The sequence below is a fragment of the Aerococcaceae bacterium zg-252 genome, from assembly GCA_016237705.1.
In the GTDB taxonomy this organism is placed as follows: Bacteria; Bacillota; Bacilli; order Lactobacillales; family Aerococcaceae; genus Globicatella; species Globicatella yangjingiae.
Genome location: CP066204.1, coordinates 1,667,701 through 1,684,512 on the forward strand (window position 1 = coordinate 1,667,701; position 16,812 = coordinate 1,684,512).

Here is a 16,812-nt window from a genome sequence, read left to right on the forward strand (position 1 = left end):
CAGTTTTGAATATCTATTAATACACATAACCGGATTAAATCGCTATTTATATTAATTATATTGTTACACTTTTTTAGTTAAAATACAATACGCTGCATAAAAAAATGTAAGCATTTTTTAAACTTCTGTTTTATAACTAAAGGTTAAATCCGTCCATTGTTTTAATACAGCTACATAACGTTTCGCATAGTAGCGTGCCATTGGTAAATTTTGATCTAAATAATTACCACAATCACGTGCTGATGCACCTGGAATGTCACCTTCATAATCTTGAATGAATTCAAAAGTTCGTGTTAATAAATCCAATACAGCTGTAGGTTTCACTTTATCTGTTAAAATTAGATAAAATCCAGTTCGACAACCCATTGGCCCAAAATAAATTACTTCTTGCTTATACATTGGGTCATTGCGTAAAAATGTCGCAGCTAAATGTTCGATTGTATGAATCTCTGCCGTATTCATTACTGGTTCAAAATTAGGTGCTGTAAAACGCAAATCATAAGATTTTAATGTTGCATTACCTACATGGTCTTCTCGTGATAAATAAAGACCTGGTTCAAGTATTAAATGATTGACCGTAAAACTCGGAATTTTTTCCATTTCCATTGCCGTTTCTCCTTTTACTATGTTAATCCAGTTCCAACGAGATGAAATGCGTAATTTGCTTGGAGCACTGTTGCACTCCGGCACTTTTTATTCCATTGATTCTAACGCTCGTTGTCGCACTATGTATTCCGGCTTGCTCGGGTTGGCTTGACGTCCACTTCGCAAAGTTCTTGAAGTACTTGCGTACTTCAAGAACTTTACTCCAGTGATTCAAGCCAGAACACCCTCGCTCACACTATTTTATTCATTTGTTAGTCGTTCCAATTTGCGTTCTGCTTGTTTTTCTTCGTGCATTTCTGCTAAATCAGCAAATTCTAATAACATTTGTTTCACAACAGCTGATTCTTCTGTTTCATTAATCGCTACTTTCACTTTAGAGGCACGTGGAATACCTTTTAAATAGTAATGAGCTTGCGTACGGAACTCACGTGTTGCTGGTCGGTCGCCTTTTAATTCGACTAGACGGTTTAAATGGTCAATCGCTGTATCAATTTTTTCTCTCGCCGTCATCGGTGGCAATAATTCACCTGTTGTAACATAGTGAACCATTTGCTTAATCATCCATGGATTGCCTAAAGCTGCACGTCCAACCATGACACCGTCAACACCGGTTGTATCCAATAAATGTTTTGCTTGTTCAGGTGTTCGCACATCACCATTACCTACGAATGGAATCGTCTTAATTTCTTTTTTAACTTGTGCTAAAATATCCCAATCAGCTTTACCCTCATACATTTGAACACGTGTACGCCCATGCATCGCAACCATTGCTGCTCCTGCTCGTTCTGCTGCCAAAGCATTTTCAATCGCATATAAATGCTCATTATCCCAACCAGTTCGCATTTTAACAGTGACCGGTTTTTTAACAGCATCAACTACTGACGCTACCATTTCATATACTTTGTTCGGATCTAATAACCAACGAGCACCAGCTTCTGCTTTAATCACTTTATTCACTGGACAACCCATATTGATATCGATAATAGCACAATCCGTATTTTCAGCCACATATTTAGCTGCTTCAACAAGAGTTTCTTTATTTCCACCCATAATTTGAATGCTCAATGGATACTCATTTTCAGCAATATGTAACATACTCAATGTTTTCTTATTACGAAACTGAATCCCTTTATCACTAATCATCTCACAAACTACAAGCCCAGCACCAAATTGCTTTACAATTGTACGAAAAGCAGAGTTAGAAACACCTGCCATTGGTGCCACTACAATGGGATTATCAATTTGAATATCTCCTATTTTAAACATCTTATTCTCCTACCGTTAATAATGATTCTAACTCTTTTTTTGTAAAATGATAATGCTCATTACAATAATGACATACTGTTTCTGCTTGACCGTCTTCGTCAATAATTGCTTGAAGTTCAGTATTACCAATCATTTTTAAGCTATTAGCGAAACGCTCTTTGCTACAAGGGCAGTAAAAAGCAACATCATGCTTATCTAAAATTTGTGAATTTCCCTCACCAACTAAAATATCTAATAATTCTTCTAATGGTTTCTTTTGGTCTAATAAGTCCGAAAAACGCCCAATCGCATTGATTCGTTGTTCCAAAATAGTAATTGTTTCTTCCGTTGCACCTGGCATGACTTGAATCATAAAACCACCTGCTGCTGCCACCGATTCATCCGGATTAACTAAAACACTCAATCCGATTGAAGACGGTGTTTGCTCGGAAATCGCCATATAATAAGTGAAGTCTTCTGCTAACTCACCACTAATCATTGGTACTTGTCCTGAAAATGGTTCATCTGTTCCTGTAATATATTTACGAACAGTTAGTGTGCCTGGTAGGCCAACTGCACCCGCTACATCTAATTTACCTTTACTATTTAATTCTAATGCCACATGTGGATTTTGAATATAGCCTCGTACATTACCAACAGAATCTCCGTCAGTAATAATGCGACCAACTGGACCTTCTCCTAAAATTTCAACACTGATACGGTCTTCGCCTTTCAGATTTGATGCTAATAAACTCGTCGCTACTAATGTACGCCCTAATGCAGCTGTCGCTGTATGCCAAGTATCGTGACGGCGATGTGCCTCATCAACTGATTGAGTTAAGTCCAAGACAAATACACGTACCTGTCCGTCGAATGCTAATGCTTTTAAAATTTGATCTGTCATTTATTTGTTATTTCCTTTCTATATATAGTTGTGAATTAGTAAATGAGAATATTTTATTGTTGCATCCTAAATCAATGCCTAACAATTAAACCAATGCTAGATAGCGATTCTATCTGTAATGCCAATCCACTCACTTTGTTGCTTTTTCTATCAAACACGCTTTAGTCTACCAAAAAATGATTGTAATTGCGAATGGTTTGCCTAAAAGATTTATTTGTCTGACACATTAGTTAATAGGCTTTGTAAAATATCATCAATAGAATTAATTTTAAACAATTGTTTCAATATTAATTTTACAATTTTCTGAAAACTATATTATCCAAATATTTATTCTTGTATTTCCACCAAAACGCTCATATAAAAATCAGGATAACTAAGAAAAATACTTAGTTATCCTGATTACACTCATTTTACAATGCATCATCAGCATCATATGGATTTTCTTCAACCTGTGTTTCTTGTTCAGACTCAGCAATTACTGCCTCATGGCTTTCTTCAACCACTTTGCGTTTAATATCATCGTAACTTGCTGGTGTCACTTCTTCTGCATTATCTTTTTGTTCCTCCACTGGCATTTCACCAGTTTCAAACAATGCTTTGATTTGACGGCGATCCAATGTTTCGACTTCTAATAATTTTTCAGCAATCACATTTAATTGCTCACGATGTTCATTAATAATATGGTGTGCCTCTTCGTACGCTTCACGCATAATACGGCGAATCTCTAAGTCGATTTCATAAGCAACTTGCTCAGAATAATGTGCATTTTGTCCATATTGACGACCGACAAATACTTTTTGATTACCCTCAAATTGAACCGTACCTAATTTTTCTGACATACCATATTCTGTTACCATGGCACGAACTAAATTAGTTGCTTGTTCAAAGTCATTACTTGCACCTGTCGATTGAGAGTTAAAGACGATTTCTTCTGCAACACGTCCACCTAATAACCCAACTACTTGCTCGTACATTTCTGTTTTCGTCACGATGAATCGGTCTTCTTTTGGTAACATAATCGCATAACCACCGGCACGACCACGTGGCACAATCGTTACTTTATGAACTGTACGTGCATCACTTAACACCATACCAACTACTGTATGACCTGCCTCATGGAAAGCAATTGTACGTCGTTGTTTTTTAGACATCACTTGGTCTACTTTTGCTGGTCCAGCTACCACACGGTCTTGTGCTTCGTCTAAATCCAAGCGTGTAATATGCTTACGGTTGAAACGAGCTGCTACTAAGGCTGCTTCATTCAAGACATTTTCTAATTCAGCACCTGAATAACCCGGTGTTTGTTGTGCTAATACTTTTAAATCCACATCTGGCGCAAACTTTTTATTACGTGAATGAACACGTAAAATCGCTTCACGTCCTTTAACATCTGGATTACCAACTAAAATTTGACGGTCAAAACGTCCTGGACGTAATAACGCTGGGTCTAAGACATCTGAACGGTTGGTCGCTGCAATGACGATAACCGCTTCACTTCCTTCAAAACCATCCATTTCAACTAATAATTGGTTTAAAGTTTGCTCACGCTCATCATGGCCACCACCCATACCGGCACCACGTTGACGTCCAACAGCATCAATTTCATCGATAAAGACAATGGCTGGAGCACTTTTCTTCGCATTTTCAAATAAATCACGAACACGACTTGCACCGACCCCAACAAACATTTCCACAAACTCAGAACCTGAAATACTGAAGAATGGTACACCAGCTTCACCAGCTACGGCTTTCGCAAGCAATGTTTTACCAGTCCCTGGGGGTCCCTCTAATAAGACACCTGCCGGAATACGAGCACCTAAGTCAGTATATTTCTTAGGATTTTTAAGGAAATCAACGATTTCAACTAATTCTAATTTTTCTTCTTCAGCACCGGCAACATCTGAGAAACGTACTTTGACTTTCTCTTTTGATACTTCACGTGAACGTGTTTTACCGAAGTTCATCACACCACGTCCACCACCGCCACCTTGTTGGAACATTGAAAAAAGAAAAACAAAGCCTGGAATTAATAATAAGAAAGGAATTAAAGATAGCCACATTTCTAAATTAGATTCTGCTATCGTCTTCACTTCTGTTTTATTCTCTTGTGCTAATTTCATAATTTGAGCGAGTGTCGTATCATTTCCTAATACACGTGTAGTAAAGCGTTTTGTCGTATTGGCATTTTGCAATACTTGAATAAAATTATCACGCTCTGTTTTTTGTGTTTCAGCAGTTGGTTCATACTCACCACGAATATTATATGAGCCAGCACCAGCTTGAATTTCAAAAGACTTAATTTTATCCTCTGATAATTTTTCTATAAATTCTGTCGCTGTTATTTCACTTGTATTACCATTTAACATCATATTGCCAGCAAATAATTGGAAAGCTCCCATCATCGCTAATACGGCAATTAAATAAAATAATGGACCTTTAAACGGACTACGTGGACCAAGATTACGATTATTTTGTTTTTTTCTTCTTGGATTCTGCATATAGCGTTTTTTCCTCCTTTAATGATTGTTCATTCACATCATAAAATGACGATTACGATGTATATACTTCGGGTTTTAATACACCGATGTATGGTAAATTACGATATTTTTGTTGATAATCTAAACCATATCCTACTAAAAATTCATTCGGCACTTCAATACCAACATAATCTGCATAAACATCTTTTTCAACACGTGCTTCTGGCTTATCCGTTAAAGTACAAACCTTAACAGATGCTGCTTTACGATATTTCAATAAGTCGATAATATAACGCAATGTACGACCTGTATCGATAATATCTTCAATAATTAAAATATGACGTCCTTCAACGGCAGTATCTAAATCCTTAATAATTTTCACTTCACCTGATGATGATGTGCCACCATGGTAACTTGATACGTCCATAAAATCAATTTCTAAGTAGCAATCCATTTCACGAATAATATCCATCATAAAAAGTGCCGCACCACGTAAAATACCGACTACTAATACATCTTTGTCATGGTAATCTTCGGTTAATTGTTTTCCTAATCTTACGGCTGCTTCTTGGATTTCTTCACGTGTTATAACGACACGTTCAATATCTTTTTCTAACATAATAACGTCCCTTCTTATTCTTTTACGTTCATATCAGATGAAATTAGTGTTCTCAATCAAACACCTCTTCACCTACCCTTTATGTTTTCTGTCATAATTGTTATTTTAACATATTCAATTTGAATAGTCTTGCAATTTGCGATACAAAAATACATAACACTGAGCTTGTGGGTGACGATTGCGATAATGTTTTGATGCGATATGCCCTACAATTGAAATGACTTCATGCTTTTTATCGCACAAGAGCCATAATTGCTCTCGCTCCGACATCGGTATTTTTTGGTCAATCATATAGCGACTGACTTTTTTATGAAATACATTCCCTTTGCCGTCATTCAATTCTAATCGGTCACCCTCATTACGATGTCGTAAATAAAACCCACGTAATTGATGTGGTTTTAAATATAATCTTAACGCATACGGCATTTCAAGCAATTCAGCTGTTGAAAAATACCGTTCATCAAATAAGCCCACCAATTCTGTTTCGCTTAAATTATGCCAATGATTTAATTGGTTGATATGAATATTAAAATCAACCTGTGTCATATCTTGCATTTCTTTCGGGTGAATATAAATAAAATCATATTCTCGCCGAGCTACCCAGCCCTCACTCAATTGAAACGTACTATTCGGTAGTCGGTCATTAACAATCAATTGGTCAACTCTATCAATTGCTTCTCGGGTATAAGTTGGAATGTCTTCAACTAATCGTTCTTCAAAGAACAAAGTAAGATACACACGCCGTTTATCTACTCCCAATTCTGAAAATGCTGGTACATAGAGTACCCACTTATATGCTTGCGAATACATCAACAACATCGGCTCTTCCTGTAAATAGCTGGCATAATGGACACGATAACTCGCTTGTAATTGTTCTTGCAAGGCGAGCATATTAACTAAAAAATTCGGATTTTCTTCCATGAATAGTGGCAACAAACGTTGTCGCACACGATTTCTTAAAAACTTATCATCTTGATTCGTTTCATCTTCAATAAATTGAATGCCACGTTCCTGTGCATATTGTTGAATTTCTTCTTTGCTAATCTTTAAAAAGGGACGCATCATTTGCACATGTACCGCTCGTTTTTCAGTCGTCATTAATAAACGACGATAATTAGGCTCTATTCCACGCAATCCTCGAAGCGATGTCCCACGAATCATACGCATCATCACCGTTTCAGCCAAATCATTCAAGTGATGTCCTGTCATCAATATATCCACTGCTTCACGTTCGATAATTTCAGCAAAAAACGCATATCGAGCATCTCGAGCATTCGCTTCAATATTTTTACTCGCAGGATTCGCCCAATTATGTGAGTAATAAATTAATCCATGTGTTTCAGCTATTTGCTTAACAAACTCAGCATCTCGGCTGCTCAATTGTCTTAAATTATGATTAAAGTGTGCCACAATTAAACGCTTCGGTTCTTTTAGTTGTGCATTAATTTCAACCATTACATCAAGTAATACAGTCGAGTCTACCCCACCTGAAATAGCCAATAGAATCGTATTACTCGTAATCCATTCATTCCATTGTTCTAATTGTTGATTGATTCGTTGAATAAATTTTTCCACTTACTTCACCTCATTTCTATACAAAAAACGTCACCCGTTTCCTGCCTTTTTTATGGCAAAAAACGGTATGACGTTATAACATTAATTTTTCACGTTTGAATGCCTTAAACTTTGAAAGTTAATACTAACTGCGACGTCCCCCACGTCCTCCACGTTTCCCTTCAGTATTACGTTTAAGTGAAGTTAAGCGGTCCTCACTGTCCTTCAAAAAATTGCTCATCAATTGGTCAAAATCAGTGTTTGAACGAATAGATGAACTAGCTGAGCTAGCATTTGGATTACTTGGTCGGTGGGAAGTTTTATTCATGTCATTACGTTTCGCAAAACGTGGTTCTTGTTCGCCTTGCTCTTTTTTATCGAAAGGACGTCTTGTTTGTGGACGTGCCGGACGATTTTCAACTGGTTTATCAACAGCTTGACGAATCGATAAACTTACTTTTCCGTCCTCTGCCACAGATAATACTTTGACTTCAACTTCTTGTCCAACTGTTAATACCGTATTAATATCCTTAACGAATCCGTCGGATACTTCACTAATATGAACCAATCCTGATTGTTTTTCTGGCAATTCAATGAAAGCTCCAAAATGTGTAATCCCAGTAACCTTCCCTGACAGTTTTTGACCTACTTCAATTGACATAAATACTTAGTTCCTCCTTAAAATTCAGACCTTTCGTCTGTGTTCATCTCAATTGTCTTCTTCGTTACTTGTCGTTTTAACTTCCTTACCAAAGTCAAAAATAACTTCCCCAGGCTTCGAATAATAATAATCCCTACGTGCTACCTGAGCTAAATAATCTTCATCTTGCGCCTGTTGATATTCTTGTTGTGCTTGCCGATTCTTTTCAACTGCTTGCTTATTATCAATTTGCGCTTGTGCAAGTTGCATCATCACTTCTTCTTTTTTTTCAATCACTTGCCACAAAGACCAGCTTGAAACACCAATGATGAATAAACAAAATAATAAGACGATTTTACTAACACCTTTACGTTTTTTCTGTTGAGACTGTGCCGTATAATTTTCCCTATTATGTTTCATTTGCTTCACCTCTCATACAGATTGAGTATACCACCCTATCCCATGAATTGCTATGAAAAACTGTGAAATAGTGTCTATTTTTTTCAAATATTCGGTTTGATATTGCATACTCACTATCAGCTAACAATAAGAATCTCTTATATCAAATGCTACAAGCATTAAGCTAAAAATTCATCTTTATCTTCAACTTTTGATTCAAGACGTTCTTCAGCAATGATTTTGTATAAATCAGCTGCCTCTGCTTTTTTCGTTGTATCTTGAATCGCTGAAATTTCCACTGTTAATAAACGATTACCAAAACGAATCGTTAATTCATCGCCAACTTTAACGGTACTGCTTGATTTTCCCACTGTTCCATTAATTGTAATACGTCCTTGGTCTGCTACTTCTTTTGCCACTGTACGACGTTTAATTAAACGTGATACTTTTAAAAATTTATCTAATCTCATGTATATCGTTTCCTTTCTATTTAATTGGTAACTTCTGCTTGATTCATCGTTTGAATATTGCGTGCAAATTGTTTCAAATAATTTAACCACTGATCTGCAGCCAATCCTTTAATGTTAAAACCAACTCGTAGCTCACCTTCATTAACTGCCACTTGCATTTTCACCGGTATATCTTGCATCGCTTCAAAAATTTTAACTCCTTGCAATTTAGCCGTCATTTTGTCATTGAAATCAACAAAGACTTTGTCTGCTTTTTGCTTAATGCGAATAATACCAGCAGATAGACCATAATATTTAATTAAAGCAATCTCTAATAAATCAGCGACTTCATCTGGAAATTCACCAAAACGGTCAATCAATTGGTCTTGCACTTGACGATAATTTTCTTCCGATTCAATATGTTGAATCGCTTTATAGACAGCAATCTTCTGACGTTCATCTTCGATATATGATGACGGAATATAGGCATCTACCAATAAATCCCACTCAATCGAATCGGAGGCAGCACTATCTTTATGTCGAGATAGACCACGTTTCATATCGACGGCTTCTTTTAACATTTGAGAGTATAAATCAAATCCGACCGAATCAATAAATCCAGACTGCTGCTTACCTAATAAGTTTCCTGCACCACGAATGGACAAATCACGCATCGCAATTTTAAATCCAGAACCTAACTCGGTAAATTCTTGAATCGCTTGTAGACGTTTTTCGCTGACTTCACTCAATTGTTTAAATGGCTCGTACATTAAATAGGCATAGGCCACACGATTCGTCCGTCCAACACGACCACGCAACTGATACAATGTCGATAAGCCCATATGGTCTGCCATATCAATAAACAAGGTGTTAGCATTCGGAATATCTACCCCTGTTTCAATAATCGTGGTGGTTACCAACACATCGTAAACCCCTTGAATAAAATCAATCAAAATGGTTTCCAATTGCACTTCTGTCATTTGACCATGTGCAATCGCAATTCGTGCGTCGGGTACAAGATCAGCAATTTCATTGGCACGTTGTTCAATCGTTGCTACTCGATTATATAGGTAGAAACATTGCCCACCACGTGCTAATTCACGTTCAATAGCTGATTTTATCGCACCGTCATTACGTTCCATAACATACGTTTGAACAGGGAAACGATTATTCGGTGGTGTTTCAATTACTGATAAGTCACGCACACCAATCATCGACATATGTAAAGTTCGTGGAATCGGCGTTGCCGTCAATGTTAACACGTCGACTTGAGATTTTAATTGTTTTAACCGTTCTTTATGACGCACACCAAAGCGTTGTTCTTCATCGACAACCAATAATCCTAAATCTGAAAAAGTAATGTCTTTCGATAAAACTCGGTGCGTTCCGACTACAATATCAATCTGCCCTAGTGCCAATTTTTCAAGCGTTTCTTCTTGTTTTTTCTTCGATACAAAACGACTTAATAATCCTATCTTCACAGGAAAATCAGCAAAGCGCTCCACCAATGAATTATAGTGTTGTTGTGCTAAAATCGTAGTCGGCACAAGGAACGCAACTTGTTTACCGTCCATTACAGCTTTAAATGCTGCTCGCATCGCCACTTCCGTCTTACCATATCCCACATCACCAACAAGCAAACGATCCATTGGACGAATTTTTTCCATATCGGCTTTTATTTCTTGTGCACTTCGCAATTGGTCATCCGTTTCTGCATAGGCAAATGCTTTCTCAAATAATTCTTGTTCAGGTGTATCTTTCGAAAATGCATAACCACGTTGGCTCTCACGTTTCGCATATAACTCAATTAATTCATCGGCAATATCTTCAATTTTAGTGGCAATTTTTCGTTTCGTTTTCGCCCAGTCGCTCGTTCCTAATTTATTTAATTTCGGTTTTTTTGACTCGGACGCTACATATTTTTGTAGCAATTGAATTTGGTCTACTGGAATTAAAATACGTGCATTATCTTGATACACAATAGCTAGCATATCACGGTGAACACCGTTGATTTCAATTGTATCAATTCCAGTGTATTTCCCAATCCCATGATTAATATGCACGACATAATCGCCGATTTCCAATTCATTATAGCTCTTAATTCGTTCTGCATTCGATAAATTTTGTTGTCGAGCAACTCGTTTTTTAACTTGATTAAACAACTCTTTCTCAGTCAAAACAACCCATTTCATCAAAGGTAATTCAAACCCATTGGACAGCTGACCAACAACCACATTGACTACTTTTTCAATCGGTTGACTTGACTCTTGCAGTATCACTGGGGTAATCTCATTTTCTTCAAAGATACGAATAATTTTACGAGCCTCTTCCAATGTCGGTGCAACAACTTGAATACTATGATTTTGTTGCAACCAATGGTCAATTTCAGCTTTAACAACTGGCATTTGATTGAAAAATTGATTCATACTACGAAAATGCACATGATGAATCGCCTTAAAGGTTAAGTTACCTAAACCTTTTTGGATAACAGAACAATACACTTTCGCTTGTTGAGCATGCTTAATCGCATCAATAGCTGATAATTTAATTGACAGCCCAGGCATTAAGTCCCCTTTTAATACTTCTTGCTCAATCCAAAAATTATCTTCATCAAATGCTTGACGTTCTCGATTATGCACTCGGTCTAACTCATTAATGATGAGTAAGCCGTCACTCGCTAAATAATCAATTAAAGTTGTCCCTTTCGCATCAATATATTCTAAGTAAGCAGTGGCATGATGAAGAACCTCACCCTCCATAAGTGCATCTAAATGGTCACCCATTCGACGCTTAGACACTTGTTGCAATGATTCATCACTCATTTTAGCCGTTCGTTTGGCTAAATCATCACGCAGTTTAGGTAACAAGCGGCGTTGCTCGTCTAAGCTGAATAATAAATCCATAACTGGCAAAACATGCACTTCTTCAATATTTTCAATCGAAGTCTGTGTTTCCGCATCGAAATAACGCATCGAATCAATTTCCGTATCAAAAAAATCAATCCGCACCGGATAAGGCAAATTCAATGGATAGAAATCAACAATACTGCCTCGAATACTGTATTCACCTGGCGATTGCACCATTGTTTGTCTTGAATAACCTAAATACGCTAAACGCTTTTCAAGTTCAAAACGTTCAATATCTGTTCCTACCGTCAATTTCAATTGAGCATTTCGCCATACTTCCACTGGTGTAAGACGTTTACGCAACCCTAATCCCGATGTAATAATTACACATGGTTCGCCACTCGCTAACGCTGCTAACGACTCTACTCGCATCATCTGATTATCAAATGACGCAAATGAAAATTCCAGTGCCATTGACTCTTCCACTGCAAAATGCAACACCGGTACATCTGGCAATAATGCTTGTAAATCCTCAACTAATTGAGTTAATCGTGTTGCGACTGGCTCAACGATTAATAATTGACGTGGATTCTCCTTAAATAATTGTGCCCACAAAACAGCACGTGCACTATCATCAATACCTGTTACTAACTGATTCATTTCAGGTTTAAGATATTTTTGTAAATCGGTCACTACCTCTCGAAAAGGTAACTGATTTAATTGTTCAATCATTCCGATATTTTCTCCTTATTTTCATATTATACTAATCCAAACAAGAAACAACCTTACGAATATACTCATCGCAAGGTTTCTTACTCTGTCTATTGTCTTTTACTTATTAAACTACTTTATTTCTGATTATATTGATTCATCGTTAAGACAAAATCATCTTGAGCAATCCAATGTTCAATCGCATCAACTGTTTTGTCAATGGCTTGATTAATCGTCGCACGTTCATCTTCATCAAACACTTGCAACACATGGTCGACTACTTTCCAACCTGGTTTTGGACGACCGATACCTACTTTAATACGATTAAATTCTTGGCTACCAAGCATTTCAATAATACTCTTAATCCCATTATGACCACCCGAACTACCATTTTGACGTAAACGAATGCGACCAGGTGTCAAATCTAAATCATCATAAATGACTAATATATCTTCCATTCCGATACCAAAATAACTCATAAACGGCAATAAAGCCTCTCCGGATAAATTCATATAAGTGTATGGTTTCATAAAGTAAATGCGTTCACCATTATGGTGCCATACACAATAATCAGCACGAAACTTTTCATCAGTCATCGATAATTGGTGTTTCGCTAAAAATTCATCTACCACATCAAAGCCCACATTATGACGTGTATGGGCATATTTTTCACCAGGATTCCCTAATCCAATTATTAATTTCATTCTTTCACCTTTATTTCAATTATATCTCTATTAACACTGCCATAAATGATAGAACAAACACACCCTATCACCACGCTACTCTGTTTATCTTTCGTATTATACCATATAACCTGTAAAATGTCTTTGATTAAAAACTGTTATAATTTTATAAATAAACTGTTATAATTTTAAATACGTTTCATTATCCCTAACATTCGAATTATCAAGAAAATATTTTAAAACGCTTGGCACAAAACCTGTTAATACAGTTTTTATCAACCGTTTTCAAAATTTATTCTCTGTTTTTTTGTCTAGATTAGTCTTTCATTTTTCGAAAATTAGTGTTATACTATTAAAAAATGAATGGAGGTCGTGTAAATGCAACAAACACTATCAAAAAGTAAAATTATTTTAGTTGGTGACGGTGCTGTCGGTTCAAGTTTCGCTTTTGCAACAGTCACACAAAATATCGGTCGTGAATTAGGAATTATCGATATTGACGCTAAAAAAACTGAGGGAGACGCACTAGACTTAGCAAGCGCCTTAGCGTTTACAGCTCCTAAAAAAATCTACGCTGCTACATACGCTGATTGCCACGACGCTGATATTGTGGTTATCACTGCTGGAGCTGCTCAAAAACCAGGTGAAACTCGTTTAGATTTAGTTCATAAAAACTTAAATATCTTTAAAGGGATTATTAAATCAATTGTAGACTCTGGATTTAACGGTATCTTTTTAATCGCTGCTAACCCAGTAGATGTCTTAACTTATGCAACATGGAAATTCTCTGGTTTCCCTAAAGAACGTGTTATCGGTTCTGGTACATCATTAGATACAGCTCGTTTCCGTCAACGCATTGCTGAATTAATCAATGTTGACGCTCGTAATGTTCATGGCTATATTTTAGGTGAACATGGCGATACAGAGTTTCCAGTATGGTCACACGCAAACATCGGTGGTTTACAAATCGCTGAATGGGTAAAACGTCACCCTGAAGTTGACGAAGAAGAATTAGTTAACATCTTCTTTAAAGTTCGTGACGCTGCTTATGAAATTATCGAGAAAAAAGGTGCTACTTACTATGGTATCGCCGTTGCCTTAGCAAGCATTTGTAAAGCAATCTTAGATGATAACAAAGCCGTTTTCCCAGTGTCAGTTTATTTAGACGGTGAATACGGACAAGAAGATATTTTCATCGGAGCACCAGCCGTTATCGGTCGCCATGGTATCGAAAGTGTTATTGAAATCCCATTGAATGATGCCGAATCAGAACGTATGGACTTATCTGCTAAAACATTGAAAAAAGTTATCAACGACGGTTTTGCATTATTAAATAATTAATAACTATCTCCACATCTCTTTCCCACAACTATAAGAGATGTGGATTTTTGATACACAAAAACAGCCTCCCCTACCGAAATGGTAAGAAAGGCTGTAAGAAAGGCTGCAATAAATTCTGTTGTCATTTAAAATGATTGGCAAACACATGAAAATCCGTTACGCTTCTTGATGTTGATTCAAGTACTCTAACAATACACCACTGACAAAGCGACGTGATTTTTCATCACTGAATAATTTACTTAAATCAATTGCCTCGTTGACTGCCACTTTCGCTGGCACTAATTCACGGTCGACATAAAGCAACTCATAGAACGCTACACGTAAGACAACTAAGTCGATTTTCGCTAAACGGTCAATCGTCCAATCTGATAAAAAGGACTCAATTTCACGGTCAATCGCCTCTTGATGTTCCAGTACACCATTCACGATTTCGTATAAGTAAGCATCGCCTACCTCATCAAAACCAGCATCTGGGTCATTTCCAGCTTCCAAAGCAAAGGCAGTTGCTACTTCTACGGTCAAATACTCTGGTGCTTCAATCAATTGAAACAATGTCTGAACAGCTTTTTCACGCACTTGGCGTCGTTTTACTAACTTATTTTTCAAGCGAGTCACCATTTTCATCATCTAAATGAAAGAAATCTGCTTGTGCATTATCCGTTTCAATCGAAAGTACATGCACATTCACTTCATCAATCACTAAATCTGTCATAAATAATATTTGTTCTTTCACGCGTGATTGAACTTGCATTGCAACTTCTGGTACTGAATAACCATATTTCACTTGAATATCCAAATCAATCGAAATAGATGTTTCATTACGACGTACTTTCGCCCCAATTTTTTCACGCTCTAGGCTAAAGAAACTGCCCGAAATTTTTTGGAAAGAAGAATTTGTGTTATAAATCCCCTCAACTTTTGTCGCTGCTTTGGCAGCAATCGTTTCTAATACCGTTGTCGTAATATTAATTTCACCCAAATGATTATCATGTTGTGTTTCGAATGGAATTGATGTTTGTTTCGCCATATCATTTTCCTCCTGCTTTATTCAATATTTTATAATACAATCAAATGCTTAGGACTGCGGTTTAAACTATACGCTCCGTCTGCTTGAATCACTAAATCATCTTCAATACGAACGCCACCTAAGCCCTCAATATAAATACCTGGTTCATTGGTCACTACCATATTAACTTCTAAAGGCTCATTGTTACGGAAGTTAACACCTGGTTGCTCATGAACGTCCAATCCTAATCCATGTCCTGTACTATGTCCAAATTCTGCACCATAACCTTTTTCAGTAATATAGTCACGAGCGATTGCGTCCATTTCTTTACCTGTTATACCCGCTTTAGCTGCACGATTGACACGCTCATGTGCCTCTAAAACAATCGCATAAATTTCTTCTAATTTAGGGTGCACACTACCTAAGGCAATCGTACGTGTCATATCAGAACTATATCCTTTATAGTAACAGCCGAAGTCTAATGTAATCATGTCGCCGTCTTCAATCACTTTATCGCTAGCAACCCCATGTGGCATTGATGAGCGAACTCCACTGGCTACAATGGTATCGAATGACATTTCAGATGCCCCTTTAGATTTTAAGAAACGCTCTAATTCATTGGCAACTTCAATCTCTGTCACACCTGGTTTAATGAACGTTAAAATATGTTCAAACGCTTGGTCAGTAATTTCACACGCTTCTTTAATAATAGCGATTTCTTCTGGCTCTTTAATCGCACGAATCTTCTCGATTAATAAACTCGTTTCAATAACCTCTGCTGGGAATAATTCTTTTACAGCTAAATAAGTTGACACATTCATATCTTCTGCCTCAATCGCAATAGTAGACAACTGCTCTTCTTCTAAAATAGCTGCTACTTCTTGATACACACCATTTTTATGAATACGCACTGTAAATCCTTTAGCTTGTTCATGAGCTTGTGTATTATAGCGAAAATCTGTAATAAAATATTGGTTTTGTGGCGTTACTAAGACCGCCCCTGCTGAACCTGTAAATGACGCTAAATAATAAACATTTTTCAAATTAGTTACTAATATACTTTGAGCCCCTTGTGCTGATAATTGCTCACGTACTCGATTAATTCTTTGCATTACTTATCGCTCCTTGCCTCATTTGACCCTATTTCAATCGAACCGATTAATTTAGACCACACACTTCAATCTAAATCCACTCAATCTCATAGTCATTTTCTTCATTATAACAAACTTTTGCGAAAATGTCGCTATTGTCCAGTTTCTCACCTAAAATTGTTGCACTATAACAAAAACTTCCCCATGATATTCATAGGAAAGTTATAATCGTTTTTAAAAG

Annotated in this window: 15 protein-coding genes; 1 reads left to right on the forward strand and 14 read right to left on the reverse strand. The window is 36.8% G+C overall.

Going from position 1 to position 16,812, the window contains the following annotated elements:
• Nucleotides 1-117: 117 nt before the first annotated feature.
• The 11 genes from JDW14_07770 to JDW14_07820 form a co-directional block, all read right to left on the reverse strand.
• Nucleotides 118-600, reverse strand: coding sequence for an S-ribosylhomocysteine lyase (locus tag JDW14_07770; protein QQD66536.1), 483 nt, complete (start codon nt 598-600; stop codon nt 118-120).
• Between the two features lie 246 nt (nt 601-846).
• Complete coding sequence (gene dusB, locus JDW14_07775) at nt 847-1,872, reverse strand: tRNA dihydrouridine synthase DusB (protein ID QQD65184.1); 1,026 nt, start codon at nt 1,870-1,872, stop codon at nt 847-849.
• A 1-nt stretch (nt 1,873) separates the two neighbouring features.
• A complete protein-coding gene (gene hslO / locus JDW14_07780) occupies nt 1,874-2,755 on the reverse strand; it encodes an Hsp33 family molecular chaperone HslO (protein QQD65185.1) in 882 nt (293 codons plus the stop codon).
• Nucleotides 2,756-3,165: 410 nt separating this feature from the next.
• Nucleotides 3,166-5,253 carry an ATP-dependent zinc metalloprotease FtsH gene (ftsH, locus tag JDW14_07785; protein QQD65186.1) on the reverse strand — a complete coding sequence of 696 codons (2,088 nt, stop codon included), beginning with the start codon at nt 5,251-5,253 and terminating at the stop codon, nt 3,166-3,168.
• Between the two features lie 52 nt (nt 5,254-5,305).
• Nucleotides 5,306-5,851 carry a hypoxanthine phosphoribosyltransferase gene (hpt, locus tag JDW14_07790; protein ID QQD65187.1) on the reverse strand — a complete coding sequence of 182 codons (546 nt, stop codon included), beginning with the start codon at nt 5,849-5,851 and terminating at the stop codon, nt 5,306-5,308.
• 114 nt (nt 5,852-5,965) lie between these two features.
• A complete protein-coding gene (gene tilS / locus JDW14_07795; protein ID QQD65188.1) occupies nt 5,966-7,426 on the reverse strand; it encodes a tRNA lysidine(34) synthetase TilS in 1,461 nt (486 codons plus the stop codon).
• Between the two features lie 124 nt (nt 7,427-7,550).
• Complete coding sequence (locus JDW14_07800) at nt 7,551-8,066, reverse strand: RNA-binding protein S1 (GenBank protein ID QQD65189.1); 516 nt, start codon at nt 8,064-8,066, stop codon at nt 7,551-7,553.
• A 48-nt stretch (nt 8,067-8,114) separates the two neighbouring features.
• Nucleotides 8,115-8,465, reverse strand: coding sequence for a septum formation initiator family protein (locus JDW14_07805; protein QQD65190.1), 351 nt, complete (start codon nt 8,463-8,465; stop codon nt 8,115-8,117).
• A gap of 158 nt (nt 8,466-8,623) precedes the next feature.
• Complete coding sequence (locus JDW14_07810; protein QQD65191.1) at nt 8,624-8,914, reverse strand: RNA-binding S4 domain-containing protein; 291 nt, start codon at nt 8,912-8,914, stop codon at nt 8,624-8,626.
• Between the two features lie 20 nt (nt 8,915-8,934).
• Nucleotides 8,935-12,471, reverse strand: a complete 3,537-nt coding sequence (gene mfd, locus JDW14_07815) for a transcription-repair coupling factor (GenBank protein ID QQD65192.1) — start codon at nt 12,469-12,471, stop codon at nt 8,935-8,937.
• A 116-nt stretch (nt 12,472-12,587) separates the two neighbouring features.
• Nucleotides 12,588-13,154: an aminoacyl-tRNA hydrolase gene (locus JDW14_07820; GenBank protein QQD65193.1), complete on the reverse strand. Its 567-nt coding sequence runs from the start codon at nt 13,152-13,154 to the stop codon at nt 12,588-12,590.
• A 357-nt stretch (nt 13,155-13,511) separates the two neighbouring features.
• Here JDW14_07820 and JDW14_07825 point away from each other — a divergent pair, with 357 nt between their 5' ends.
• Nucleotides 13,512-14,474: an L-lactate dehydrogenase gene (locus JDW14_07825; GenBank protein ID QQD65194.1), complete on the forward strand. Its 963-nt coding sequence runs from the start codon at nt 13,512-13,514 to the stop codon at nt 14,472-14,474.
• Between the two features lie 156 nt (nt 14,475-14,630).
• Here JDW14_07825 and nusB read toward each other — a convergent pair whose 3' ends face one another.
• Genes nusB through JDW14_07840 form a run of 3 tightly spaced genes read right to left on the reverse strand, consistent with a single transcriptional unit; the run spans nt 14,631 to nt 16,592 of the window.
• On the reverse strand, nt 14,631-15,092 hold the full coding sequence (gene nusB / locus JDW14_07830; GenBank protein QQD66537.1) for a transcription antitermination factor NusB: 462 nt from the start codon (nt 15,090-15,092) through the stop codon (nt 14,631-14,633).
• Nucleotides 15,070-15,501: an Asp23/Gls24 family envelope stress response protein gene (locus JDW14_07835; GenBank protein QQD65195.1), complete on the reverse strand. Its 432-nt coding sequence runs from the start codon at nt 15,499-15,501 to the stop codon at nt 15,070-15,072. Before JDW14_07835 ends, nusB begins: the two co-directional genes overlap by 23 nt.
• A 29-nt stretch (nt 15,502-15,530) precedes the next feature.
• Complete coding sequence (locus tag JDW14_07840; GenBank protein ID QQD65196.1) at nt 15,531-16,592, reverse strand: aminopeptidase P family protein; 1,062 nt, start codon at nt 16,590-16,592, stop codon at nt 15,531-15,533.
• Nucleotides 16,593-16,812: the final 220 nt, after the last annotated feature.